Source organism: Kitasatospora sp. NPDC096140 (assembly GCF_040303045.1).
Classification (GTDB): Bacteria; Actinomycetota; Actinomycetes; order Streptomycetales; family Streptomycetaceae; genus Kitasatospora.
In genome coordinates, this window is record NZ_JBEOUW010000008.1 from 132,377 (window position 1) to 156,008 (window position 23,632).

Sequence of the window (23,632 nt, forward strand, 5' to 3'; positions counted from 1 at the left end):
TGGACGGCGGCCGGGGCGGCCGCTCCCTCGAAGCATCGGCCGCACGGGCCCGAAAGCGGAAGGGGGTGCGGTTCTTGTGCTTTGCCGGGCACGGCGCTCTGAGCCGCCGCGCGGGGCCGACGAGGGTACGTGGTCCATCTCACGTGCCGCCACGGTCACCTACGGTGGCGTAGGTCACTTGATTAGGTGAACTATCTCTTTCATGCCGAACCTCCAGGAGACCCTCGACCTCAATTCGTACGCCGCCCTCGGGGACAGCTTCACCGAAGGCCTGAACGACCCCGGTGTCGACGGCAGGTTCGCCGGATGGGCCGACCGCCTGGCCGCGATGCTCGCCGACGGGCGTCCGCCGGGCGACTTCCGCTACGCCAACCTCGCGGTGCGCGGCCGGCTGCTGGACCAGATCACGGCCGAGCAGGTGCCGGAGGTCCGTCGCCTCCAGCCCGACCTGGTCACCTTCTGCGCCGGCGGCAACGACATCCTGCGGCCGGGCGCCGACCCGGACGAGGTCGCCGAGCGCTTCGAGGCGGCCGTCGTCCAACTCGCCGAATCCGCCGGGACGGTGCTGATCTGCACCGGCTTCGACACCCGCGACGTTCCGCTGCTGAAGCACCTGCGCGGCAAGATCGCCACCTACAACGGGCACATGCGGGCCGTCGCCGACCGCAACGGCTGCAAGGTGGCCGACCTCTGGTCGCTGCGCGCGGTGCAGGACCGCCGCGCGTGGAGCGAGGACCGCCTGCACCTGTCCCCCGAGGGCCACCAGCGGGTCGCCCTGCTGGCCGCCCGCTCGCTGGGCCTGGCCACCGGGCAGGACCCGGAGGCGCCGTGGCCGGACGCCCCCGTGCTCACCTCCGCCGACCAGCGGCGCGAGAACCTCCAGTGGGCCCGTGAGCACCTGATCCCGTGGGTCGGCCGGCGCCTGCGCGGCGAGTCCTCGGGCGACCACGTCGAGCCCAAGCGGCCCGACCTGATGCCACTCTGACGGATCGTCAGCCCTGTCGGGCCGCTCCACCGGCCGCCGCGGGACGCACGCCCCGCGCCGCCCGGTGGAGCAGCGCGGCACCGGCCGCGCCGACCAGGTACCAGAGCAGGTCCGGCGGGTTGAACGTCGAGCCGAGGACGAGCCGGGCCAGGACGCTGCGGCGGCCCCACGCGTCCGGCAGGCCGGTGAGCTGGAACAGCTCCACCGCCCAGCTCAGCCCGGCCGCCCACGCGGCGGCCCGGACGGGGCGCACCCGCGGCGCGGCGAGCAGGACCAGGCAGTACAGCAGGACGGTGTAGAGCGCGTCCCCCGCGTACTTGGTGACGTCCCCGTCCGCCACCGCCCGCACGCCCAGGCCCGCGGCCACCGTCGCCACTGCTGCCGCGCCTGCGGCCGTACGCGCACGCAGGTTCCCCCGAAGATCGTCCATCCGGCCCACGCTACCGGCCGCCCGGCCGGGCGCCGCACGCACCACCCGACGCGCCCGGGCCCGGCGGAGCGGGCAGAGCAGGCAGATCGGGCAGAGCAGGCAGAGCAGGCAGAGCAGCCGGAACGGGTCGGGTGCGGCCGCCGGTCCGGGGGCGAGACCAACCCCACCCGCCCGGCCGGAACCACCGCGCGGCCCCGGACGTCACTCCCCCCGATGAATCACCATCCGCGCAGGTCGCGGGCGGGTAAGGACCGGAAGGGACGGGCGGGGCGCGGTGGCGCGGATGACCGAGGCAGTGGACGGGGCGGAGCCGGGAGCAGCGACGGGGGACCGGGGCGGGCTGCCGGGCGTCGTGGCGCAGCGCAGTGCGCCCGGTGCGGGCGGCCCGGAGGGGCGGGCCCGGCGCGGGTTCGCGGTGGCCGGGTTCGCCCCGGCCCAGGACGGGCAGGCGCGGGAGCGCGGCAAGGAGCTGCGGGCGCGGATGCCCCGGGAGCGGCACGCGGAGTTCGCCGTCACCGCCGGGCGGCCGACGGCCGTGGAGGCGCTGGAGGCGTCGAACGCCGGCCGGATCGCCGAGCTGGTGGCGATCCGGGTGGGACGGATGGCCGCCACGCCGTTCGCCTTCCTGCGCGGATCGGCCGGCCTGATGGCGGCCGACCTCGCGGGCACGCCGGTGACCGGGGTCGGCGCCCAGCTGTGCGGGGACGCGCACGCCGCCAACTTCGGACTGTACGGTGACGCGCGCGGCCAGCTCGTCATGGACATCAACGACTTCGACGAGACCGTGCACGGCCCCTGGGAGTGGGACCTCAAGCGGCTCGCCGCCAGCCTGGTGCTGGCCGCCCGGGAGACCGGCGCGCGCGAGAGCACCGCGCGCGAGGCCGCCGAGCACGCGGCCGGCTCCTACCGCCGGACCATGCGGACGCTGGCCAAGCTGCCCGCCCTGGACGCCTGGAACGCCGTCGCCGACGAGCAGTTGGTGTCCTTCGCCGAGGCGCACGACCTCGCGGACGTGCTGCGCAAGGTCGGCGCCAAGGCGCTCGGCAACACCAGCGCGAAGTTCGCGGCGCGCAGTACCACCCGCACGCCGGACGGCGGTTGGCGCTTCACGGCCGCTCCCCCGGTGCTCACCGAGGTGACCGACGCGACCGCCCGGGCCGTCGCCCACGCGCTCGGCGCGTACGTGGAGACGGTGCCCGCCGAGGTGCGCACGCTGCTGTCCCGGTACCGGGTGCAGGACGTGGCGTTCCGGGTCGTGGGCACCGGCAGCGTGGGCACCCGCTCGTACGTGGTGCTGCTCACCGACCACCGGGACCAGCCGCTGGTGCTGCAGGTGAAGGAGGCCCGCCCGTCCGCGCTGCTGCCGTACCTGCCGCAGGCGGAACAGGACGGCCACGAGGGCCGCCGGGTGGTGCTCGGCCAGAAGCACATGCAGGTGGTCAGCGACACCCTGCTCGGCTGGACGACCGTCGACGGACTCCCCTACCAGGTGCGGCAGTTCCGCAACCGCAAGGGCAGCGTCGACCCGGCCGCGCTGCAGCCCTCGCAGCTGGACGACTACGCGCGGATCACCGGCGCGCTGCTGGCCCGGGCGCACGCCCACACCGCCGACCCCGGTCTGCTGGCCGGGTACTGCGGCAAGGGCGAGGCGCTGGACGAGGCGGTCGCGGCCTTCGCCGTCGCCTACGCGGACCGCACCGAGGCGGACCACGCCGACCTGCTCACGGCGGTGCGCAGCGGGCGGCTGCCCGTCGAGCACGGCGTGTAGCCAACCCGACCGGTCGCACGGCCGTTCCGGCGGGACGGTAGCCGCCCCGAGGTCGCGCCGGCCGTTCCGACGGGCCGGGTAGCCGCCCCGAGCGGAGGCGTGGACCGCACGTGCGGTCCACGCCGGTGGTCACTCCGACAGGAACGGCGCCACCACGGCGACGAACTCCTCGGGCCGGGCACCGTGCACCAGGTGCCCGGCCTCGATCGTGACGAGGCGGCAGTCCGGGATCCGCCGGGCGAGTTCGGCGATCCGCTCCTGGGGGACGTGGCTGGCCGAGCCGCCCGCCACCACCAGGGTGCGGGCGGTGATCCCCGCCAGCCCCTCCCGCCAGGCCGGGTCGGGGTCGTCGAGCTGGGCCCGGACGGCCCGGACCATCGCCCAGTCGAAGTGGACGTCCTCGTCCGGCTCGTCCGGCAGCGCGCTCGCGGGGCGCGGGTACAGGGCGGGGATGTCCTCCAGGACGAGCCGGTGGACGCGCTGCGGCGCGGCCTGGGCGAGGAGGTACGCGACGGCCCCGCCCATCGAGTGGCCGACCAGGTCGACGCGGTCCAGCCCGAGCGCGTCGAGGAAGGCCAGCACGTCGTCGCGCATCTCCGGCAGGCCGTAGGCGCCCGGCCGGCCGCTGTCGCCGTGGCCGCGCAGGTCGAGCGCGTGGACGTGGTGGCCGGGGGCGAGAGCGGGCAGCACCACGTCCCAGTCGGAGGCGCGCTCGCCGAGCGCGTGCAGCAGGACCAGCGGCGGGCCGTCGGCGGGCCCGCTCTCACGGTAGGCGAGCGTCACATCGGGCAGGTCCACGGTCCGTACGTCGGTCATGGCGACCACCGTACGGACCGCGGGCCGGTCAGCGGACCGGCGTTCGCCCCGGGCGCAGCGCGACCGGCTCCTCCCCGTGCCGCTCCTCCCCGTGCTGCTCGTCCTCGTGCCGCTCCTCCCCGTGCCGCTCCCGGGCGGTGGCGCGGCCCGCGAGGACCGAGGCCAGCACGGCGACGCCGGCCACCGCCGCGCAGACCGTGCTCGCGGTGAGGTAGGCGGCGCGGTGCCCGCCGCCCCCGGCGGTCTCCCGCAGGTAGACGCCGGACAGCGCCGACACGGCGACGGCCGCCGCGATCCGCTGCGCCATCTGCAGGATCGCCCCGCTCACCCCGGCCGCCTCGGCGGGTGCGTGACGCAGCACGAAGGCCTGGTTGGTGGAGCCCATCAGGCCGATCGAGGCGCCGCCGAGGAGCTGCAGCAGCGCCAGCAGCCAGGGCAGGACGGCGGCGGACGCCCAGTGCGCGACCAGGCCGCCGGCGAGCATGGCCAGGGCGGAGCCGGCCATGCCGACGGTGACGGTGCGTCGGCCGAAGCGCTGGACGACCCGCCAGGCGAGCGCGGAGGCCACGCCCATCGCGACGGCGGAGGGCAGCGCGACCAGCGCGGCGCCCATCGGGGAGAGTCCGAGGCCGTCCTGGAGGAACATGGTCAGGACCAGTGACGCCGCGAGCGAGGAGCCGAACTGGGCCATCGCCGTCGCCGTGCCGAGCGCGTACGGGGCGGAGCGGGTGAGCGCGGGGTGGATCAGCGGGTGGCCGCCGGAGCGGGCGTAGCGGCGCTGCCACCCGGCGAGCGCGCCGAGCAGGAGGACGGCGGCGGTCACGAAGGCCGCCCAGCCGGTCCAGCCGGGGGGCCGGACGAACGGCAGCATCAGGGCGAGGGTGAGCGCGCCGACCAGCAGCAGTCCGACCAGGTCGAGATCGGCGTGCCGGGCGCTGGGGCGGGGCCTGGGCAGGTGGCGGGCGGCCAGGGCGACGGTGGCCAGGCCGAACGGCACGTTGAGCAGGAAGGTCAGCCGCCAGCCGTGCTCGGGGCCGACCGCCGCCAGCACCGCGCCGCCGATCGGCGGGCCCAGGGCGAAGGCGAGCCCTCCGGTGACGGCGTACATGCCGAGGGCGCGGGCCCGCAGCTGGCCCTCGAAGACGTCCTGGAGGGTGCCGATCATCTGGGAGTTGACCAGGCCCGCGCCCGCCCCCTGCACCAGCCGGGCGGCGATCAACACCGCGGGCTCGGTCGCGGTCGCCGAGACCAGGCTGACCAGCGTGAACAGGGCGAGCCCGGAGACGAAGAACCACTTGCGGCCCTTGACGTCGCCGAGCCGCCCGCCGGGGATCAGCGCCAGGCCGAACGCGAGCGAGTACCCGGCGACGATCCACTGCAGGTCGGCGGGCCCGGCGTGCAGGCTCTCGCGCAGCGCGGGGATGGAGGTGTTGAGCACGGACTGGTCGAGCAGCGTGGTGAAGCCGCCCGCGACGCAGACCAGCAGGACGCGGCGCCCGGCGGCGTCGAAGCGCTGCCCGGCTATCGGGCCGGTGGCGCTCACGGCTCGACCACCACCAGGGCGTACCGGGCGTCGCCGGGGCCGAGGCTGCGGAAGCGGCTGGTGGCGCCGACGTAGCGCAGGCAGTCGCCGGGGGCGAGCAGCTGCGCCGTGCCGTCCACGGTCAGCTCCAACGCCCCCTCGAACAGCCAGAGGTGGTGCTCCCGGCCGGGCGTGCAGGCGCGGTCGTACGCGATGTCGGCGCCGGCGGGCAGCCGCCCCTCGATGATCTCGGCCCGCAGCGAGCCGTGCGGCGGGGAGACCGAACGGCGCACGAAGCCGGTGCTGTCGTCCCGCCACACCTGCTGCTCCCCGGCCCGCACCAGCCCGGCCGGGCCCGCCGCCTCCACCTCGGCGAGCAGCCGCGACATCGACCGCCCGTAGACGGCGCACAGCCGCCCGAGCAGCGCCGCCGTCGGGCTGACCTCCGCCCGCTCCACCCGCGACAGCGTCGAGCGGCTGATGTCCGCCAGCCGCGCCAACTCCTCCAACGTCCACCCTCGTTCGAGCCTCAGCTCGGCGAGCCGTTGCGCCAGCCGCTCGTCGACGGCCGTATCGATTCCCATATTCGCGATGCTATCCCGGATATGAGATCCACTCCCCCGGATATCCCGGTCCCGATCGGCGACGCGGCCACGCCGGTCCCGTACTCCCGCCCGTACTCCCGCCCGTCCGACCGGCCCGGGACGCCGCCCATCTTTGTGGCTTCGACCAGTACGGCGCCCTGGCCGGCGTGCGGTTGACTGCCCGCCAGGGGCCGCGACCCGTCCCGACGACGCGGCCGCGACCACGGATCCGACGGAAGGACGACGCGATGGGCGTGCAGCAGTACGACGGGATCGGCGAGGCGTTCGAGGGCTTCAAGTCCCTGCCCCTGATGCGCTTCGGCGAGGTGCCGAGCTTCCTGGGCATGGTCGGGGACGTGCGCGGCAGGTCGGTCCTCGACCTGGCCTGCGGCACCGGCTTCTACAGCCGGGAGTTCAAGCGGCGCGGCGCCGCGGAGGTGTTCGGGGTCGACATCTCCGGCGAGATGATCGCCGCCGCCCGGGGGATCGAGCAGCGCGACCCGCTGGGCGTGGGCTACGAGGTCGGGGACGTCGCCGAACTGCGGCCGCTCGACCGGCGCTTCGACGTCGCCCTGGGCGTGCAGTGCCTCAACTACGCGGGCTCCGTCGCCGAGATGGAGCGGATGTGCCGCAACGTCCACCGGAACCTGGCGCCCGGCGGGGAGTTCTTCCTGCTCGCCCAGAACCCGGACTACCGGTTCGACTGTCCGTCCCTGGAGACGTACGGGTTCCGCTGCGAGCCGCTCGGCGAGGAGAGCGAGACGGGCCCGCGGATCCGGGTCACGGCGCTCCTCAACCCGCAGCCGATCAGCATCGTCGCCACGGCCCCGCGCCGCGAGGTCTACGAGCAGTCGCTGCGGGCCGCCGGGTTCGGCGGGCTGGAGTGGGTGCCGCTGCAGGTGTCCGAGGCCGGACTGCGCGAGCACGGCGAGGACTTCTGGGCGGACCTCCTCGCGTACCCGCCGCTGGAGATGCTGCGCTGCCGCGCCTGACGACCGCTCGGACCGCCCGGACCGCCGGGAGTACCGGGGCACCCGGAGTACCCGGCGAACCCGGAGCTCCCGCCGGCACGATCGTCCCCGCCGGGGAACCGGCCACTTGCTCAGGGGCCTCCTGATCCCCGGGGCTCGGGCCTCGACCGGGGTCGGCCCTCGACCGGGGTCCGGCCTCGTCTCGGGCTCGGCCCAGGCGCGCCGCTGATCATATGATGTGCGGCGAATCGTGGCCGGTCAGCGGCCACAGCGCGAGGGGGACGGGGACGATCGTGTTCGGCATCATCAGACCGTGCAAGCACCGGCTGTCGGAACGGCTGCAGACCTCCTGGATGGCCCACCTGTGCGGGCTCTGCCTCGCACTGCGCGACGACCACGGACAGTTCGCCCGGACCGCCACCAACTACGACGGTCTGATCATCTCCGTCCTGGTCGAGGCCCAGGCCGCCCGGGAGGACTCCTCCTGGCGACGCACGGCCGGGCCGTGCCCGCTGCGCGGCATGCGGACCGCCTCCGTCGCCAAGGGCGAGGGCGCCCGGCTCGCCGCCGCCGTCTCGCTCGCCCTCGCCTCGGTGAAGATCCGCGACCACGTCGAGGACCGCGACGGCGTCTTCGCCCGCCGCCCGGTCGCCGCCGGGGCCCGCGCGGTCACCCGGCGGTGGGACCGGCAGAGCGCCGGCAGTGCCTCGACGGTCGGCTTCGACACCGCCGTCCTGCTCGAAGCGGCTTCCCGGCAGGGTGAGTTGGAGCGCTCGCTGCAGCCCGGCGGGTCCGTCCTGCTGGTCACCGAGCCCACCGAGACGGCCACCGCCGCCGCCTTCGCGCACACGGCCGTGATCGCCGGACGCCCCGGCAACGCCACCCCGCTCGCGGAGGCCGGGCGGCTGTTCGGCCGGCTGGCCCACCTCCTCGACGCCGCCGAGGACCAGGCCGCCGACGCCGCGTCCGGCGCCTGGAACCCGCTCACCGCCACCGGCACCGACCGCGCCGAGGCCGAACGGCTGTGCCGGGACGCCGTCCACGGCATCCGGCTCGCGCTGGGCGAGGTCGAGCTGAGCGACCGGGCACTGGTCCACGTCCTGCTCGCGCACGAGACCGAGCAGGCCGTCGACCGGGTCTTCGGAGCCCGGCACGCGGCGAGCTGCCGCACCAAGGCCGGCGCCGGACACGGCAAGGACCACGGCACCGGGCACAGCGCCGGACACGGCAAGGACCACGGCACCGGGCACGGCCCGACCGGCGGCGCCGTGGCCGACCACCCGCACCAGGCGCCGCCCCACCAGGCACCGCCCGGCCAGGACCCCGGCGCACCGATGCCGCCGTGGGTGCCGCAGGGTCCCGGCTTCACCCCGCCCGGTTCGAAGCCGCCGCACCCGCGCAACCTGCTCGCCGGGTGCGCGGTGTGGGCACTGATGGCCTGCACGTGCCAACTGCTCTGCTGCGACCACAACGACCCGTTCAGCCGCGAGCGCCGCAAGGGCTTCTGCGAGCGGCACGACTGCTGCGACTGCTGTGACTGCTGCAGCGGGTGCGACGGGTGCGGCGACTGCTGCAGTTGCTGTGACGGTTGCGACGGATGCGACTGCGGCTGCGACTGCTGACCCCCCGTCAGTCGACCTCGGCCGCGGCGCCCGCCGCCCCCTCCTGATCGACCGACGTCGGCCCGGGGTGCCCCCGCAGCACCCCGGGCCGGTCCACGCCCTCGCGTTCCGCCCGCTCACCCCCGCCCTCGCCGCGCCGCCACAGCGGAACCACCGCCACCGGGCGCCACTCGGCGAGCTCAGGCATCGCGCCCCGCCGCCTCCCGGTCCGCCACCAGCGAGTGCTCCAAACTCGCCAACAACTGCCGGAACCGCTCGGTGTCCTGCTCCGTCATCCGCCCCTCGGGCGCTGCTCCCGGCCACTCGGCCGTTCTGTCGTCCATGCGCCCGAGGCTAGGCGGCGACGATCAATGGCCGATAAACGTCCCCTGGAGCCGGACCCGGCCCCACCCGGGGGCTCGTGGCCCGTTCCGGCCGAGGCGACCGGCTCAGCCCGCGAGGGCCGTGTCCAGCAGCAGCCGGGCGGCCTCCTTGGCGTCGGCGGCGGCCGTCGGGTCGCCGTGGACGGCCGCGGTGGTGATGGCCCCCTCGGCGAGCAGGGTGAGGTGCACGGCGGTGGCGGGCGGGGCGCCGGCGGCCTCGGTCAGACCGGCGAGATAGCCGGCGAACTCCTCCTTGTGGTGCCGTGCGACGGCCGCCACCACGGGCGTGGTGGCACCCAGTTCGCCGAAGGAGTTGACGAACGCGCAACCGCGGAAGTCGGGTTCGGCGAACCACTGGCCGAGCCAGTCGAAGACCGCGAGCAGCCGGTCCCGGGGCGGTCCGCCGGTGCGGGAGACGTACGCGGCGAGGCTTTCCCGCCAGCGGCCGTCGCGGCGCAGCAGGTAGGCCTCGACCAGGTCGTTCTTGGACGGGAAGTGCTGGTACAGGCGGCGCATCGTCATGCCGGAGGCGGTCCGGACGGCGTCCATGCCGACCGCCTGGATGCCCTGCCCGTAGAACAGCTCCTCGGCCGCGTCGAGGATGCGGGTCCGCGGGTCTTCGTGCTCCATCTGCCGTGCCCTTTGCGCGAGAACGATAGTTCTCCTATCGTAACCACTGACGCGAGAACGATCGTTCTCACTCGTCGAGTACCCATCCCGTGGAGTACCCGTCCCGAGGAGTTCACGCATGGCCGACCAGCACGACGGGCAGCGCCCGCCCCTGCCCCCGTTCACCGAGGAGACCGCCCGGCAGAAGGTCCGGGCCGCCGAGGACGCCTGGAACACCCGCGACCCGCAGCGCGTCGCCCTCGCCTACACACCCGACAGCCGCTGGCGCAACCGCGCCGAGTTCCTCACCGGCCGCGAGCGGATCGCCGCGTTCCTCACCCGCAAGTGGCAGCGCGAGCTCGACTACCGGCTGATCAAGGAGCTCTGGGCGTACGACGGCGACCGCATCGCCGTCCGCTTCGCCTACGAGTGGCACGACGACGCCGGGCAGTGGTACCGCTCCTACGGCAACGAGAACTGGGAGTTCGCCCCGGACGGACTGATGGCGCACCGCCACGCCTCCATCAACGACCTGCCGATCACGCCCGAGGAGCGCCTGTTCCACTGGCCGCCCGGCCGCCGCCCCGACGACCACCCGGGCCTCACGGCGCTCGGCCTCTGAGGCGCACACCCGGGCCCTGACGGCCCTGACGGGCCCTCGGCCGGGGGCTGCTGACGCCGCGTCGGCGGCCCGGCGCAGCAGCCCCGGCAGGGCATCGGGGCGGCACGGCGCAACAGGGCGTCAGGGCCTCCGGCCACACTGTTCCACGGCTGTGACACACCGCGAACCGGTCATTGACCTGGCCCTGGGACGCTTCCTTCTCGTAAGCGAACAGCACCCGAGGGGGACCTGGAATGTCCGTGCGCAACAGATTCGGCACCGCCGCCGCGATCGCCCTGATGACCACCGTCGGCGCGGTCCTGCTCTCCGCCTGCGGGCCCGACAGCCCGGACTCCGGTCCCACCGCGGCCCCGACCGGCGCCGTCCCCGGTTCGGCGGCGCCGGGGACGGCTTCGCCCGGGACGGGCTCCCACCCCGGCAGCCCCGCGCCGGGCGGCAAGGAGGTCAACGGCACCTCCGCCGCCAACCACCTCACCATCAGCACGGGCACCCAGACCGTCGCGATGAACGGCGCCACCGTCGACTTCGGCACCACCGTCCGCGACCTCGCGTGGTCCCCCGACGGCAAGAAGGCCGCGTTCGTCAACGGCAACGGCGACCTGGTGACCGCCAACCCGGACGGCACCGGGAAGGTGACCCTCGCCAAGAACCCCGGTGGGGAGACCTGGTCCCACCCCACCTGGCAGCACGCCACCACGGACCCCGGCGTCACCACCGTCCCCGGCGCCCTCGACCGCTTCGACACCATCGTCTTCGCGAGCAGCAAGGGCGGCGCGCTGAAGCTGGAGAAGGTCCCCACCAAGACCCCCGGCGCCACCCCCGAGGTGCTCACCCCGCACAACTCCGAGGGCGGCTCCGAGGACATGCCGCAGCCGCCGCAGACCGGCAACACCTGGGCCAACGCGGGCGGCCACCGCGGCGAGATCGCCTACGCCAACACCCCGGCCGGCGAGGTGTACATCTACGACGACTACATCCGGCCCTCGACCCGCGACCTGGGCAAGGGCTCCCAGCCCGCCCTCTCCCCCGACGGCGAGCACCTGGTCTTCGTCCGCTCGGTGAACGGGCACGACCACCTGTTCACCCGCTCCACCCAGTTCGACCAGAAGGCCGAGAAGGACCTCACCCCCTCGGCCACGACCGACTACACCGAGCCCGCCTGGTCCCCCGACGGCAAGACCATCGCGGCCCGCACCCCGGACGGCGTCAGCACGCTGCCCGCCGACGGCTCCGCCGCGCCGACCCAGGTCTCCACCATCAAGGGCCTGCCCGCCTTCCGGCCGTGAGCCGGGCCCGGCCGCGAGCGGGAGCGGGCAGCGGCGATCACCCGGTCGCCGGCCCCGCTCCCGGCTGCCGCACCCGGCCGGGCTGCGCCAACTCGGCGCGCAGCTCGGCCAGGTGCTCGTCGGCCGACTCGTGCGGCAGGTACTCGACCAGGTCGAGGAAGCGGAACAGCACCCGGCTCTCGGTGACGGCGTACTCGTAGTCGCCGAACCCGACCACCGCGCCCAGCCCGCCGCGCGCCGCCCCGCGGACGGCGGCCGACGTCAGCGCGTCGGCCGTGTCCTCGGCGGTCACCTGCCGGCGGGCGTTCGGGCGCGCCAGGTAGGGGCAGACCATCGACGCGTAGAGCATGCAGGCGCGGTGCCCGGGGCCTTCCATGGTCGGCGCGAGGTTCCGGTACGGGCGCCCGTCCGCCAGCGCCCCGGCGATCGCGGCGCTCTCGGCGGGCCCCACGACCCGCCACACCGGTCCGCGCTCCATGAACCCGCCGCACACCGAACAGCGGCGCTCCAGCGCACAGTTGGCGCTGCGCCCGTGGTCGGTCAGCGCGAACTGGGGCTCACCCCCGTGCCACGGCGTGATCGCCGGCACCGGGTACCCCCGCCCGTCCCGGGGCCGCGCCCCCACACCGTCCGGCATCGGCACAAGTTCGAATCGCACGGCCCTATCGATACCAGGCCCGGGCCCGCCGGGTCGACCCCCGGGCCGGGACCGGCGCAGGGACCGAAGCCGAGCCGGGGCCGGCGCGGCGGGCCCTAACCCTCCCCCGCCTCCTCCTGGACCAGCATCACCTTCCGCAGCAGGTCCGCCAGCGTGCGCCGCTCGTCGGCGGAGAGCACGCCGAGCAGTCGGCGCTCCTCCCGCCCGACCACGTCGAGGGCCTCGTGCCAGGCGGCGCGACCGGCGTCCGTCAGCTCGATGTCGACCTTCCGGCGGTCCGCCGTCGAGGGCGTGCGCACGACGAAGCCCCGCCGTTCCAGGGTCTCCAGGCGGCCGGTGATCGACGCCGGGGCGAGGTTGAGGTCGGCGCGGAGGTCGGAGGGGGCGGCGTGGCCGCCGAGGCCGGCGAGGACGTGCAGGGTGTCGAACTCGTGCTTGTGCAGGCCGTAGTCGGCGACGCCCTGTTCGCGGACCCGGCCGAGGTGACGGGTGAGCCGCGACATCCGGGTGACGGCGGCCTCGATGTCCGGGTCGAGGTCGGGCAGCACCGGCTGCCAGCGGTCGACGTGGCCGTCCGTCCAGTCGCGGGGCGGGGTGTCGTGCTGGTGGAGGTGTTCGGCCATGTCAGGAGTCTACAAACCCTCAGGCAACGGGTAGGCACCAAAATATTCGTTGCCAAAATTTCGGTACCGAAATACAGTGCGCCGCGTGATCGAACACCCCTTGCGCCTGCCCGGCTTCCGCCTGCTCTTCCTCGGCCGCACGATCTCCACCCTCGGCGACGCCGTCGTCCCCGCCGCCCTCGCCATCGCCGTCACCCGGGCCACCGGCTCCTCGGCCGCGCTCGCCGTGGTGCTGGGCTGCGCGATGGTGCCGCGACTGTTCCTGCTGCCGTTCGGCGGCGTGGCCGGCGACCGCTTCGACCCGCGCCTCGTCGCGCTCACCACCGACCTGGTGCGGGCCGTCGCCCAGCTGCTCGTCGGCCTGGAACTGCTCGGCGGGCACCCGAGCCTGCCGCACATCGCGATCGCCTCCGCCGTCGGCGGCGCCGCCTCCGCCTTCGCCATGCCCACCGCCTCGCCGCTGGTCGCGGCCACCGTCCCGGGCGAGCACCGGCTGCGGGCCAACGCCCTGCTCGGCACCGCGAGCGGCGCCGCCCGCCTGGCCGGCCCGGCCCTCGCCGGGGTGCTGGTGTACACCGCGGGGCCCGGCTGGGCGTTCCTGCTGGACGGCGCCTCCTTCGTGCTCAGCGCCGCACTGCTCACCCGGCTCACCGTCGAACCCGCCGGCGCGGCCGACGAGACCGACCGCACCCCGGGCGGACCGCGCTCGCTGCGCCGGGACCTCGCCGAGGGCTGGAGCGAGGTGCGCGCCCGGGACTGGTACTGGACCAGCCTGATCGCCCACGGGATCTGGAACGGCGCCAGCGCCGTACTGCTCACCCTCGGCCCGCTGATCGCCGCCACCCGCCTCGGCGGCGACGGCGCCTGGGTGGCGGTGACCCAGGCCGGGGCGGTGGGCCTGCTGGTGGGCTCGCTGATCGCCGGACGGCTCCGCCCGCGCCGCCCGGTGCTGGCCGGCAACCTCGCCCTCGCGCTGTACGGGCTGCCGCTGCTCGCGCTCGCCGTCCCGACGCCGGCGCCCGTCGTGGTGGCCGCGCAGGCGGTGGCGATGGCCGGGCTGGGCTTCCTCAACCCGGTGTGGTCGACGGTGGTGCAGCAGGACTTCCCGGCCGCGACCCTGGCCCGGGTCACCTCGTACGACTGGCTGCTCTCGCTGGGCGCAGCCCCGGTCGGGTACGTCCTGGCACCGCTGGCCGCCGACGCCTGGGGCAGCCGGGTGCCGCTGCTGGCGGCCGCGGCGCTGGTGACGCTGGTCTGCGCGGGCACGGCCGCCGTGCCAGGGGTCCGCCGGCACGGCACGCGGCCCGCGTCCGGGCCCGTGTCCGGGAACGGCAACGGGAACGCAGCCGGGAACGGCAATGCGGCCGCAACCGCGCCCGGGCCGGCGGCCGCACAGCCACCGGCCCGGGTTCAGGATCAGGAACGGGAGCGGGGTCAGGAACGGGATCAGGATCGGGCACAGGCCCGGATCACGCCCTGACCGCCACCGCTCAGTTCCAGATGCCGGTGATGTCGCTCGCGGAGGCCGCGTTGCCCGCGTGGCTGCCGGTGCCGGCCAGGTCCTCCAGGGTGCGCAGCACGTTGTAGTGGTTGTAGGTGGTGGCGGAGCTGCTGCCGGGGGTGACGTGGGCGCCGTAGACCACGGTCGGGATCCGGTTGCCGGAGAGGCTGTTGTCCTCGTCGAAGGTGACGACCAGCAGGCTGTTGTGGGTCTGCGCCCAGGTGGCGTAGGCGCCGAGGTTGTTCTTGATCCAGGTGTCGCCGGTGCTGACCGAGCAGTCGTGCATGTCGCTGCAGAGGTTCGGCACCACGAAGGAGACGTTCGGCAGGGTGCTGTAGTCGGTCGGGAACTGCGCGAAGGTCTTGGCGCTGCTGAGCGGGACGTTGCCGAAGCCGAACCACGGGTTGTGCTTCTGGGCGTACTTGCCGCTGCTGCAGACGGTGCTGCCCTGGCTGGGCAGGGTCTCGTTGTAGCTGGCCCAGGTCTTGCCGGCGGCGATGACCTCGGAGGCCAGGTTGGCGCTCTGGAAGCCTCCGACCTTCACGCAGCTGTCGTCGACGCGGCCCTGGGTGGAGCCGGAGAAGAGCGCGTAGTAGTTCGGCTCGCTCGGGTGGGTGATGCCGAAGGACTGGGTGAGGTTGGCGCCGCCCGCCTTCAGGGAGTTGAGGTACGGGGCGCTGCTGCTGCCGATGACCTGGGTGTAGGCGTGGTTCTCCATCACCACGACGATGATGTGGTCGGGCGTGGGCAGGGCGGCCGCCTGCGCGGTGGTGGCGGTCGCGGCCCACAGGCCGGCGGAGGCGGCGACCAGGGCGACGGCGGAGCCGATCGCGGTGGCGGTGCGGCGGGAGCGGGGGCTCTTGGGCTTTGTGGACGAAGTCATGACAAATCCTTGGGTGAGGAGCGGCCCGGCGAGCCGCTCGGCCTGGGGTGTGGGAACGTCTCCCGTACGGCGGGTGCGCGCATCGCTGCCGGCGCAACCGCCCGCGTGAGGACGGCTGGTGACGTCTAGTACGGCGTGCCGTTCGCGAAGTCGCGGGCGACGGTCGACTCGATGGTGTCGAGCACCCCGGAGTCCGTGGTGATCAGGCCCAGCTCGCGGTTGTGGTTCAGCGAGTTGTCGGAGAAGTTCTCCGAGCCCGCGAACACCCTGGCCGAGGCCGTGCCGTAGTCGGCGACGATCGCCTTGGCGTGGACGTACAGACCGGTGGTCGACGAGTAGGTGACGACCGCGCCGCCCGCCGCGGTCACCTGGTCGAAGTCGTCGGCGTACGAGCTCGGGTTCATGCCGACCACGCGCACCCTGACGCCGCGCGCGGCGGCCGCGGCGACGGCGTCCACCAGGGCAGGGTCGCCGAACTCCAGCTGCTCCAGGTCGAGGCTGGTCCGCGCGCCGTTGATCAGGGCCAGCAGCCGGGACTGCGAGTCGGTGGGCGACCAGACCAGGTTGTCGCCGTCGGTCGGGGTGACGGCGGTCTTGGCGTAGTCGGCGGCGAAGACCCGCTCGATCGCGGCGACGTCGTTGGCGTCGGTGTCGACGACTCCGTAGTCGCGGTCGTTCGCGTAGTAGGTGGAGTCCAGGTTGCCCGTCATGATCAACGACGTGGCGCCGTCCACCGTCACGGTCTTCTGGTGGGTGTAGACGAAGGCCGTGGAGGAGTACGTCACGCCGACCCCGGCGGCCCGCAGGGCCGAGAAGGCGGAGCCGTTGACGGAGGTGTGCGCGCCGTCCAGGATCACCCGGACCTTCACCCCGGCCCGCTGACGGGCGATCAGCGCGTTGACGGCGGTGGTGTCGCGCAGCTCGTACATGGTGACGTCGACGGACCGGGTCGCCGAGCTGATGAGGTTGTCGACCACGGTGTGGTCCTGGTCGGGGAAGACGATCACGGTGAACCCGGCGGAGGCCGTGGTGGCCGCGTGGGCGTTGCCGGACAGCGGTATCAGACCGGCGGTGGCGAGCAGCAGGGCGCCGGCGCGGCGCGCCAGGGAGGACAGGGGCATGGGGAAGCTCCGTGGTCGGCGAGGGGCTGGCGAGCGGAAGCTGGGGCGGGGCAGGGCGGCGCTGGGGCGGGGCGTCGGGTGAGGGGTTCCGGCGGGCAGGGGGCCGGCGCGGGGAGCGCACCGGAACGCGCGTCAGGCGCCCGAACAGCATGATGTGCAGCCGTCAACGCGGGTAGACGACAGCAGGTGAAACCTTGGCCCCGGAGCGGGAAACGAACGGTGCGGCCGACACGCCGGTGTCCGTAACGGGCGATGCGGGCGAACCGGTTCACGTTGCCTTCGACCGTCCCGGCCGGTGATAGTGATCTTCGATCGGCGCGGCCCGACGCCGCGTCAGCTGACGAGAGAACCGAGGAACATGGCGAAGACCAGCCTTCTGCGTCCCCTCGCGGTGGCCGCCACCGCTGCCGTCCTGGTGGCGACCGGTGCCGCCCACGCCGTGGCCGCCGACCGGGGCACCGCCGACGCGCCCGCCTCCGACGTCCCCGGCGTGCTCGCCGCCCTCCAGGCCACCACCGGGGCCGGCGCCCCGGGTGCCTTCGCGGTGATCCGCGACCACGGCGACAAGGAGAGCACCCGCTCGGTGTCGGTCGGCAAGGCCGACCTGGACGGGACCCCGATGAACTCCTCGTGGAGGTTCCGGGTCGGCAGCAACAGCAAGATGTTCACCGCCGTTCTCGTGATGCAGCTGGCGGAGGAGGGCCGGATCGACCTCGACAAGCCGCTGCGCGACTACCTGCCCGAGGGCACCCTGCCGGAGGGCTGGACCATGACCGGCCGTCAGGTGATGGAGCACCGGGCGGGCATCTACGACCACACCAACGACCTGCTGGAGCAGGCCGGTGAGGAGACCACCAGCGCGTTCGAGGCGCGCATCCGCACCAAGGAGTACGACCCGCGCGAGCTGGTGGCGATGTCGGTCAAGCACGGCCCGCAGTACACCCCCGGCAGCCGCTACTCCTACTCCAACACCGACTTCGTGCTGATGGGCCTGGCGGTCGAGCACCTCACCGGGCAGCCGTACGCCGAGGTGCTGAACGAGCGGATCATCCAGCCGCTCCACCTGCGCAAGACCTCCTTCGTGGTGCCCGACCAGCGGATCCAGGGAGCCCACGTCACCGGCTACCTGACCAACGACGACCGCAGCAAGCCGCTGCTGGACTCCACCGAGCAGAACGGCTCCTGGGTCTGGAGCGCCGGCGCCGTCATCTCCGACGCCGGGGACCTCGACCGCTTCCTCACCGCGCTGCTGGCCGGCGGCGCGGGAGGGCTGGTCTCGGACGACTCGGTGCGCCAGATGACCGCCGCCCTGCCGACGCCCACCGCGAAGATCTCCTACGGGCTCGGCCTGCGCCGCATCTCGCTGTCCTGCGGGGACGTGTACGGCCACGGCGGCATCGTGCAGGGCTTCCAGACCCAGTCCTTCGTGACCCAGGACGGGCGGCGCAGCGTGGTGGTCTTCGCCAACGCCTCCAACAACGGCGCGGTGACCCAGGGGCTGATGAACACGCTGGAGCCGGCCTTCTGCGGCAAGAAGCCGGCGGTCGCACCGCGGACGGCCTTCGCGCCGCGTGCCGACCTTCCGAGTGCCGACCTCCCGGCTGCCGACGCCAACGGTGCCGGTGCTCCGGGCAGCGCCCCGGTGGCGCAGCTGCCCGTGGTGGAGGACACCCGGATCTGACCCCGGATCCGACCCCGGCGGCCCGATCCCCCGGCGGCCCGATCCCCCGGGTGCCCGTTCCCTCCGACTGCGGGCAGGGAACGGGCACCCGGGGTCAGTGCCGGGGCGGCGCCGGCCGCGGGCCGTCCGCGCTCAGGTCGGTGAGCGCCTCGGTGAGCAGTTCCCGGGCCTCCTCGGGGCGGCCCTGTTCGATCAGCGCGGTGCCGAGCTCGGTCAGCGTCTTGGTCATGCTGTCCGGCCGCCCGACGGCCTCGTAGTGCACCAGGGCCTGCCGGTAGGCCTTCTCGGCGGCCGGCCAGCGCTTCAACGCCGCGCGGTCCAGGCCCAGTTCGTGGGCGGTCATGGCCGCCAGCAGGTTCATCAGCGGCGCGGACCAGCGCTCCACCAGCTCCAGCGCACCGGCCAGCGCCCGCCTGCGGACGTCCACCGCCTCCTCGGCCCGGCCGGAGTCCCGCAGGCAGTTGGCGGCGCCGCGCAGGGTGACCAGCCGGCCGATCATCGCCGCGCGGCTGTCGAGCTCGGCGAAGGCGTCCGCCGCCCGGTGGAAGGCGTCGGTCGCCTCGCGGTGCCGCCGCAGGTAGCGCAGGCCGGAGGCCAGGTAGGTGAGCGCCCACCCCTGCTGCTCCCGGTCACCCGACTCCTGGGCCAGCTCCAGCCCCTCGGCGGCCAGTTCGATGCCGCGCTGGTAGCGGTGCAGACAGGTGACGTACGTCCAGGCCAGGTAGTTGACGTGCACCCCCTCGGCGCGCCGGTCGCCGAGCGCGCGGGCGGCGTCCACCGAGAGCTGGAACACCTCCGCCCAGATGCCCCAGCTGAGCAGCCGGTCGGAGAACCAGTGCATGGCCTCGGCGGTGTCCACCACCTCCCGGTACCGGCCGGCCTGCTCCGCCTGGTACAGCGCGGCCAGCCACTCCGCGTGCTCGTCCTCCAGCCAGCGGGCCGCCTCGGTGAGGTGCGCGGAACCGGCGGTCGCGGCTGCGGCCCCGCCGTGCTCGGGGTCGAAGCGCAGCCCGTAGCCGGCGGCCCGGTCGAGGATCCAGCGCCCGGCCCGGTTACGGGCCTCGGCCAGCTCCCCGGCCGTCTCGTCGACGGCCAGCCGCTCGCTCGCGTAGAGCCGCACCAGGTCGTGCAGGCGGTAGCGGTCCGGGGTGGCCGGCTGCACCAGCCCGGCGTCGACCAGCTGCTCCAGCACCAGCTCGGTGCGGCCCGGCGCCCGGCCGGCGTAGGCGGCGGCGACGACCGCCGTGAAGTCCGGGCCCGCGGTCAGCGCGCAGCGCCGCAGGACCAGCCGGGACTCGGCGGGCAGGCGGCGGTAGGACAGCTCGAAGGCCGGGCGGACCGCCAGGTCCCCGGTCTCCAGCAGGTCCAGGCGGTTCTCCTCGACGGCCAGCTGGCGCACCAGGTGGGCGACCGACTGCTGCGGCCGGGCGACCAGCCGCTGCCCGGCGATCCGCAGCGCCAGCGGCAGGTAGCCGCAGAGCCGGGCCAGTTCGGCGGTGGCGTCGGGCGCGGCCTCGATCCGCTCCCGGCCGGCGATCCGGGCCAGCAGGCCGGCCGCCTCGGCCGGGGCGAGCACGTCCAGGCCCAGCCGGTGCACCGACTCCAGGCCGGGCAGCGCGTTGCGGCTGGTCACGATGGTCACGGCCGGTCCGGAGCCGGGCAGCAGCGGGCGCACCTGGCTCTCGTCGGCGGCGTCGTCCAGCACCAGGACCAACCGCCGCTCACGCACCAGCGCCCGGTAGAGGCCGGCCCGCTCCTCCGTCCCCGCGGGCACCGCCGCATCCTCGACGCCGAGGGCGCGCAGCACCTGGCCGAGGGCGTCGCGGGCGGACAGCGGCTGCGCGGACATGCCGCCGAGGTCGAGGGAGAGCTGGCCGTCCGGGAAGCGCCCGGCCAGGACGTGGGCGGCGTGCAGCGCGAAGGCCGTCTTGCCGAGGCCGGGCTGACCGCTGACCAGCACCACCCGGGGGTGGGCGGGCCGGTCGTCCGAGGCGAGGCCGACGAGGGCGGCCAGGGCGCCCTCGCGGGCGGTGAAGTCGGCGATGTCGCGGGGCAGGGCGAGGGCGCTCTGGCCCGCAACGCCGGGTGACGCCCGGTGGACCGGCTCCCGGGGCGCGGCCTGGGCCGGGACGCCCGCCCGGCCCGGCCGGACCCCGCGCGGGCGCCCGGACTGCGCGGCACGGTCCAGCTCCTGCGCCTGCCCGCCGTCCAGCCCGAGGGCGACGGCCAGGGCCTGCACGGTGCGCCGCTGCGGCCCGCGGGTGCGGCCGCGCTCCATGTCCCCGAGGGCGCGCAGGCTGACCCCGGCCGCTGCGGCCAGCTCCTCCTGGGTCAGGCCGGCCGCCACCCGGTGCCCGGCCAGCAGGCGGCTGAACCCGCCCACGTCGGTGCCCGTCCCGTCGACCCCGGTCGCCATGCCCGCCACCTCACTCACTCGGTCCTGCCGGTCCTGCCGGTTCCGCACGTCCGCGCGTTCGCCCGTCCGTGCGTCCGCGCGTTCGTACGTTCGCCCGTTCACGCGTCCGCGCGTTTCGCACTTCCGCCTGGCCCCCGCGCCCGACGGGAACCGCCGGGCAGAAGTACGGCCGGGCGGCAGAAATCCTCGCACCCGATCGTTCGTCGGCGTCCCACGCCGGTCCGGGCGCACTGCCCGGGGGCCGGACGGCCCGGTGCGCGGGCGGCTCCACCCGCCGGAACTGCCGGTAGTTCCGCCTGTGGTTCCGCTCCTTGGACAACGGCTCGACGGCGGGGCGCGGTTCACTCCGGGTTCCCGTTCCCCGCCGCCGGGCTGCTCTCCGGGCCGTCCGTCAGCTGCCGCCCGCCGTCGGCGGCTCGGCACGGCGCCGGGTCTCGGCGCCCTCCGCGCTGCGGCCCAGCTCGTCCAGCAGGTCCGCGAGCAGGCCGTACGAGCGGGCCTCCAGCGCGGGATCGCCCACGGTGCGGCCGAGGGCGACGGCGAGCCGGGCCGAGGAGAGCGCGGCGTCGCGACGGCCGAGCGCGTGCAGGGCGCGGGCGCGGCTGTGGGTGGCGAGGACGGCCGGGGCGCCGCCGGAGCGGGCGGTGGCCGCCCGGACGGCTTCGTCCGCGTGGGCGAGGGCCGGGCCGGGGTCGCCCGCCAGGACCAGGGCGTCGGCGAGGCCGGTGAGCGAGGGGACCAGCAGATGGTCGGTGGCCGGGGTCCGGGCGGCGGCCACCAGGTCGGTGAGCAGGGGCAGCGCCCGCTCGTAGCGGCCGGCCCGCAGCAGTGCGGCGGCCACCCGGCTGCGGCAGTGGTGGCGCAGCGCCGGGTCGCCGGCCCGATCGGCCGCGGCGACGGCGAGGTCCAGTTGCTCGGCGGCCGTGCGGTGGGCGGCGCGGGCGATGTGCAGGACGGCGAGGTCGGTGCCGAGCCGGGCCACGGCCGACTCGTCCCCGTCGGCGTGCGCGGCGCTCAGCCCGGCCTCGACGACGGCCCGCCAGTGCCTCGGCTCGTGACCGGTGGTCTCGTACAACAGCGAGATGCGGTGGGCGAGTTGCCAGGATCCGGTGGTCCGCCCGTACTGCTCGGCGCTGACCACGACGGCGCGCAGGGCGCTCTCCTCGCGGCGGAACCAGGCCGCCGCCCGCTCACCGGCGCCGGCCGTCGGGCACCCCGCCGACGTGCACCCGGCCGTCCGGTCTGCAGTCACGTCCAGGTAGTGGGCGATCAGCCGGTCGAGCGCCACGAACCTTTCGTCGCAGGTGAGTTCGGCGGCCTGCCGGGCGGCGTGGCGGCGCACCAGCTCGCGCCGGGCGTAGCGGCCGGGGGCCGTCTCCTCCAGCAGGTGGACAGCGTCCAGCCCGGCCAGCAGGGTGCGGGTGGCGGCGGGCGGGAGGTCGGCGAGGGCGGCGGCGGTGTCGGTGTCGATCACCGCGCCGGGGTGCAGGCCGAGCAGGGTGAACAGCCGGGCGGCGTCGGGCGGCAGGGTCCGGCACGTCCGGTCCAGGGCGGCGATGAGGCCGATCGGGCCGCGCGCGGAGATGGCGCCGGTGCCCGCGAGCGTGGCCAACCAGGTTTCCTCACCGGCGAGTTCACGGGCGAGGTCGCCCGGGGACCAGTCGGGCCGGGCGGCCAGCCGGGCGGCCGCCAGGCGCAGCGCGAGCGGCAGGCGGTCGCAGTGCTCGGCCAGTTCGGCGAGTTCCGCGGCGGTGTCCGGGTCGTCCCCAGTCCGCTCCGGTCCGAGCGTGCGGGCGAGCAGCGCGGTGGCGTCCTCGCAGGTGAGCGGGCCCAGCGGCAGCGGAAGGCCGCCCTCGCGGACGAGCAGCCGCAGCAGGCGGCCACGGCTGGTGACGACGGCGACGGGCCCGGGACCCCCGCCCTCGCGATCCGGATCCCCGGCGCCGAGCCCTGGCCTCCCGCGCCCGGGGTCCGTCGGCGGTGGCGGGTCGGGCAGCAGCGGGGCGAGCTGCTCGTAGGAGGCGGCGTCGTCCAGCAGGATCGCCATCCGCCGACCGGCGACCAACTCGCGGTACCGGCGGGATCGTTCGGCGGTCGACGCGGGGAGGGCGTCCGGGGCGACACCCAGGGTGGTGAGGAACTCGCCCAGCACGTCGGCGGGTTCGCGCGGCCCGTCCGGGTCGAAGCCGCGCAGCTCGGCCCGGAGGACACCGTCCGGGAAGTGCCCGGCGCCGTGCCGAGCCGCCCACTGCCGGACCAGGGCGGTCTTGCCGACCCCGGCCGGGCCGGTGACCAGGATCGGGCGGCCGGCCCGGGCGGCGGGCAGGGCCTCGTCCAGCCGGGCGAGCTCGGCGCCCCGGCCGACGAAGCGGCGGTCGACCGGGTCCGGCCGGGCCCCGAACGGCTCACCGGCGCGGCGCAGTTCCGGTCCGGGCGGGCCGGACAGCCGGGCCAGCGCGCGCTCGTACCGCTCGCGGGCCTCCGCGCGCCGACCGTCCTGCTCCAGGCAGCGGATCAGCCGGGCGGTCAGCGTCTGCCGGTGCGGGTGGGCGTCGGCAGCCTCGGCCAGTTCGGCGGCCGACTCGCCGCCGCGGCCCGCCCGCAGGCGCCCGTCGGCCAGCCGTTCCAGGGCGCGCAGCCGCAGGTCGGTGAGGTGCGGGAGGGCCCGCTCGCGCAGCCGGACGGAGCCGCAGTCGGCGAGCGCCGGGCCGCGCCACAGGTCCAGGGCGGCGCGCAGCAGGGGCAGCACCGGGTCCTCCGCGGCCGGTTCCCCGGGGGTTCCGGGCCCGGGCAGCAGCACGTCGGCCTCCTCGCAGAGGCGGACGAAGCGCAGCGCGTCGACCCGCTCCGGATCACCGGCCAGTAGGTACCCGGAGCCCCGGGTGTCCAGCACCAGCGCCGGGTCGTCCAGCAGGTGGCGCAGCGCCGCGACGTGCCCCTGCAGTGCGGCCCGCGCGGTGGGCGGCGCCGCGCCGTCCCAGACCAGCTCGATCAGTTCCTCGGTGGCCACCGTCTGGTTCAGCCGTACGGCCAGCGCGCTCAGCAGGGCACGCCGCTTGGGGGCCGAGGGCGTCACCTCCGTCCCGTCCTCCCGCCGCACGAGCATCGGCCCGAGCAGATCGATGTGCACGCGTCCCTCCCCTCCCCCACCTGCGGACTCCGGTCCGAGGAT

Annotated in this window: 21 protein-coding genes; 8 read left to right on the top strand and 13 right to left on the bottom strand. The window is 75.2% G+C overall.

Going from position 1 to position 23,632, the window contains the following annotated elements:
* Window positions 1-202: 202 nt before the first annotated feature.
* Window positions 203-985: an SGNH/GDSL hydrolase family protein gene (locus tag ABT048_RS10610; RefSeq protein ID WP_350520964.1), complete on the top strand. Its 783-nt coding sequence runs from the start codon at window positions 203-205 to the stop codon at window positions 983-985.
* A gap of 7 nt (window positions 986-992) precedes the next feature.
* Here the strand turns inward: ABT048_RS10610 and ABT048_RS10615 are convergent, their stop codons facing one another.
* A complete protein-coding gene (locus ABT048_RS10615) occupies window positions 993-1,415 on the bottom strand; it encodes a ribosomal maturation YjgA family protein (RefSeq protein ID WP_350520965.1) in 423 nt (140 codons plus the stop codon).
* A 283-nt stretch (window positions 1,416-1,698) separates the two neighbouring features.
* Here ABT048_RS10615 and ABT048_RS10620 point away from each other — a divergent pair, with 283 nt between their 5' ends.
* Window positions 1,699-3,183: a DUF2252 domain-containing protein gene (locus ABT048_RS10620; protein ID WP_350520966.1), complete on the top strand. Its 1,485-nt coding sequence runs from the start codon at window positions 1,699-1,701 to the stop codon at window positions 3,181-3,183.
* Between the two features lie 129 nt (window positions 3,184-3,312).
* Here ABT048_RS10620 and ABT048_RS10625 read toward each other — a convergent pair whose 3' ends face one another.
* From ABT048_RS10625 to ABT048_RS10635, 3 genes are read right to left on the bottom strand one after another with little or no spacing between them, the layout of a single operon-like run.
* Window positions 3,313-3,999 carry an alpha/beta fold hydrolase gene (locus tag ABT048_RS10625; protein WP_350520967.1) on the bottom strand — a complete coding sequence of 229 codons (687 nt, stop codon included), beginning with the start codon at window positions 3,997-3,999 and terminating at the stop codon, window positions 3,313-3,315.
* Window positions 4,000-4,027: 28 nt separating this feature from the next.
* On the bottom strand, window positions 4,028-5,542 hold the full coding sequence (locus tag ABT048_RS10630; RefSeq protein ID WP_350520968.1) for an MFS transporter: 1,515 nt from the start codon (window positions 5,540-5,542) through the stop codon (window positions 4,028-4,030).
* On the bottom strand, window positions 5,539-6,105 hold the full coding sequence (locus ABT048_RS10635) for a helix-turn-helix domain-containing protein (protein ID WP_350520969.1): 567 nt from the start codon (window positions 6,103-6,105) through the stop codon (window positions 5,539-5,541). Before ABT048_RS10635 ends, ABT048_RS10630 begins: the two co-directional genes overlap by 4 nt.
* A 248-nt stretch (window positions 6,106-6,353) precedes the next feature.
* Here ABT048_RS10635 and ABT048_RS10640 point away from each other — a divergent pair, with 248 nt between their 5' ends.
* Together ABT048_RS10640 and ABT048_RS10645 are read left to right on the top strand one after the other, a co-directional pair.
* Entirely contained in the window at window positions 6,354-7,097 is a 744-nt protein-coding gene (locus tag ABT048_RS10640) for a class I SAM-dependent methyltransferase (RefSeq protein WP_350520970.1), read from the top strand.
* Window positions 7,098-7,369: 272 nt separating this feature from the next.
* Complete coding sequence (locus tag ABT048_RS10645; RefSeq protein ID WP_350520971.1) at window positions 7,370-8,698, top strand: DUF5685 family protein; 1,329 nt, start codon at window positions 7,370-7,372, stop codon at window positions 8,696-8,698.
* A gap of 7 nt (window positions 8,699-8,705) precedes the next feature.
* On the opposite strand, the gene ABT048_RS10650 is transcribed toward ABT048_RS10645, so the two are convergent.
* The 3 genes from ABT048_RS10650 to ABT048_RS10660 form a co-directional block, all read right to left on the bottom strand.
* The gene (locus ABT048_RS10650) at window positions 8,706-8,885 is read right to left on the bottom strand and encodes a hypothetical protein (protein WP_350520972.1); all 180 of its coding nucleotides are present in this window, start codon (window positions 8,883-8,885) and stop codon (window positions 8,706-8,708) included.
* Window positions 8,878-9,021 (bottom strand): hypothetical protein, encoded by a 144-nt coding sequence (locus ABT048_RS10655; RefSeq protein ID WP_350520973.1) that lies wholly within the window; start codon window positions 9,019-9,021, stop codon window positions 8,878-8,880. Before ABT048_RS10655 ends, ABT048_RS10650 begins: the two co-directional genes overlap by 8 nt.
* A gap of 105 nt (window positions 9,022-9,126) precedes the next feature.
* Window positions 9,127-9,690 carry a TetR/AcrR family transcriptional regulator gene (locus ABT048_RS10660; RefSeq protein ID WP_350520974.1) on the bottom strand — a complete coding sequence of 188 codons (564 nt, stop codon included), beginning with the start codon at window positions 9,688-9,690 and terminating at the stop codon, window positions 9,127-9,129.
* Window positions 9,691-9,808: 118 nt separating this feature from the next.
* Here ABT048_RS10660 and ABT048_RS10665 point away from each other — a divergent pair, with 118 nt between their 5' ends.
* Together ABT048_RS10665 and ABT048_RS10670 are read left to right on the top strand one after the other, a co-directional pair.
* Complete coding sequence (locus ABT048_RS10665; RefSeq protein ID WP_350520975.1) at window positions 9,809-10,291, top strand: nuclear transport factor 2 family protein; 483 nt, start codon at window positions 9,809-9,811, stop codon at window positions 10,289-10,291.
* A gap of 233 nt (window positions 10,292-10,524) precedes the next feature.
* On the top strand, window positions 10,525-11,577 hold the full coding sequence (locus ABT048_RS10670) for a hypothetical protein (protein WP_350520976.1): 1,053 nt from the start codon (window positions 10,525-10,527) through the stop codon (window positions 11,575-11,577).
* A 37-nt stretch (window positions 11,578-11,614) separates the two neighbouring features.
* Here ABT048_RS10670 and ABT048_RS10675 read toward each other — a convergent pair whose 3' ends face one another.
* Both ABT048_RS10675 and ABT048_RS10680 read right to left on the bottom strand, forming a co-directional pair.
* Complete coding sequence (locus tag ABT048_RS10675; RefSeq protein ID WP_350520977.1) at window positions 11,615-12,235, bottom strand: hypothetical protein; 621 nt, start codon at window positions 12,233-12,235, stop codon at window positions 11,615-11,617.
* A gap of 95 nt (window positions 12,236-12,330) precedes the next feature.
* Window positions 12,331-12,858: a MarR family winged helix-turn-helix transcriptional regulator gene (locus ABT048_RS10680; protein ID WP_350520978.1), complete on the bottom strand. Its 528-nt coding sequence runs from the start codon at window positions 12,856-12,858 to the stop codon at window positions 12,331-12,333.
* 88 nt (window positions 12,859-12,946) lie between these two features.
* Between ABT048_RS10680 and ABT048_RS10685 the strand changes: the two genes are divergently transcribed.
* Window positions 12,947-14,338 (top strand): MFS transporter, encoded by a 1,392-nt coding sequence (locus ABT048_RS10685; RefSeq protein WP_350521079.1) that lies wholly within the window; start codon window positions 12,947-12,949, stop codon window positions 14,336-14,338.
* A 10-nt stretch (window positions 14,339-14,348) separates the two neighbouring features.
* Here the strand turns inward: ABT048_RS10685 and ABT048_RS10690 are convergent, their stop codons facing one another.
* Window positions 14,349-15,242 carry an alkaline phosphatase family protein gene (locus ABT048_RS10690; protein ID WP_350520979.1) on the bottom strand — a complete coding sequence of 298 codons (894 nt, stop codon included), beginning with the start codon at window positions 15,240-15,242 and terminating at the stop codon, window positions 14,349-14,351.
* 125 nt (window positions 15,243-15,367) lie between these two features.
* Window positions 15,368-16,363: a phospholipase D-like domain-containing protein gene (locus ABT048_RS10695; RefSeq protein ID WP_350520980.1), complete on the bottom strand. Its 996-nt coding sequence runs from the start codon at window positions 16,361-16,363 to the stop codon at window positions 15,368-15,370.
* Between the two features lie 358 nt (window positions 16,364-16,721).
* Here ABT048_RS10695 and ABT048_RS10700 point away from each other — a divergent pair, with 358 nt between their 5' ends.
* Window positions 16,722-18,044, top strand: a complete 1,323-nt coding sequence (locus tag ABT048_RS10700; RefSeq protein ID WP_350520981.1) for a serine hydrolase domain-containing protein — start codon at window positions 16,722-16,724, stop codon at window positions 18,042-18,044.
* Window positions 18,045-18,138: 94 nt separating this feature from the next.
* Here the strand turns inward: ABT048_RS10700 and ABT048_RS10705 are convergent, their stop codons facing one another.
* Both ABT048_RS10705 and ABT048_RS10710 read right to left on the bottom strand, forming a co-directional pair.
* Complete coding sequence (locus ABT048_RS10705; protein ID WP_350520982.1) at window positions 18,139-20,460, bottom strand: ATP-binding protein; 2,322 nt, start codon at window positions 20,458-20,460, stop codon at window positions 18,139-18,141.
* Window positions 20,461-20,851: 391 nt separating this feature from the next.
* On the bottom strand, window positions 20,852-23,590 hold the full coding sequence (locus tag ABT048_RS10710) for an AfsR/SARP family transcriptional regulator (RefSeq protein WP_350520983.1): 2,739 nt from the start codon (window positions 23,588-23,590) through the stop codon (window positions 20,852-20,854).
* Window positions 23,591-23,632 lie beyond the last annotated feature (42 nt).

Coding starts and splice junctions, on each gene's coding strand:
- ABT048_RS10610 (WP_350520964.1), top strand. CDS start 203: ATGCCGAACCTCCAGGAGACCCTCGACCTCAATTCGTACGCCGCCCTC.
- ABT048_RS10615 (WP_350520965.1), bottom strand. CDS start 1,415: ATGGACGATCTTCGGGGGAACCTGCGTGCGCGTACGGCCGCAGGCGCG.
- ABT048_RS10620 (WP_350520966.1), top strand. CDS start 1,699: ATGACCGAGGCAGTGGACGGGGCGGAGCCGGGAGCAGCGACGGGGGAC.
- ABT048_RS10625 (WP_350520967.1), bottom strand. CDS start 3,999: ATGACCGACGTACGGACCGTGGACCTGCCCGATGTGACGCTCGCCTAC.
- ABT048_RS10635 (WP_350520969.1), bottom strand. CDS start 6,105: ATGGGAATCGATACGGCCGTCGACGAGCGGCTGGCGCAACGGCTCGCC.
- ABT048_RS10640 (WP_350520970.1), top strand. CDS start 6,354: ATGGGCGTGCAGCAGTACGACGGGATCGGCGAGGCGTTCGAGGGCTTC.
- ABT048_RS10650 (WP_350520972.1), bottom strand. CDS start 8,885: ATGCCTGAGCTCGCCGAGTGGCGCCCGGTGGCGGTGGTTCCGCTGTGG.
- ABT048_RS10655 (WP_350520973.1), bottom strand. CDS start 9,021: ATGGACGACAGAACGGCCGAGTGGCCGGGAGCAGCGCCCGAGGGGCGG.
- ABT048_RS10660 (WP_350520974.1), bottom strand. CDS start 9,690: ATGGAGCACGAAGACCCGCGGACCCGCATCCTCGACGCGGCCGAGGAG.
- ABT048_RS10665 (WP_350520975.1), top strand. CDS start 9,809: ATGGCCGACCAGCACGACGGGCAGCGCCCGCCCCTGCCCCCGTTCACC.
- ABT048_RS10670 (WP_350520976.1), top strand. CDS start 10,525: ATGTCCGTGCGCAACAGATTCGGCACCGCCGCCGCGATCGCCCTGATG.
- ABT048_RS10680 (WP_350520978.1), bottom strand. CDS start 12,858: ATGGCCGAACACCTCCACCAGCACGACACCCCGCCCCGCGACTGGACG.
- ABT048_RS10690 (WP_350520979.1), bottom strand. CDS start 15,242: ATGACTTCGTCCACAAAGCCCAAGAGCCCCCGCTCCCGCCGCACCGCC.
- ABT048_RS10695 (WP_350520980.1), bottom strand. CDS start 16,363: ATGCCCCTGTCCTCCCTGGCGCGCCGCGCCGGCGCCCTGCTGCTCGCC.
- ABT048_RS10700 (WP_350520981.1), top strand. CDS start 16,722: ATGGCGAAGACCAGCCTTCTGCGTCCCCTCGCGGTGGCCGCCACCGCT.
- ABT048_RS10705 (WP_350520982.1), bottom strand. CDS start 20,460: ATGGCGACCGGGGTCGACGGGACGGGCACCGACGTGGGCGGGTTCAGC.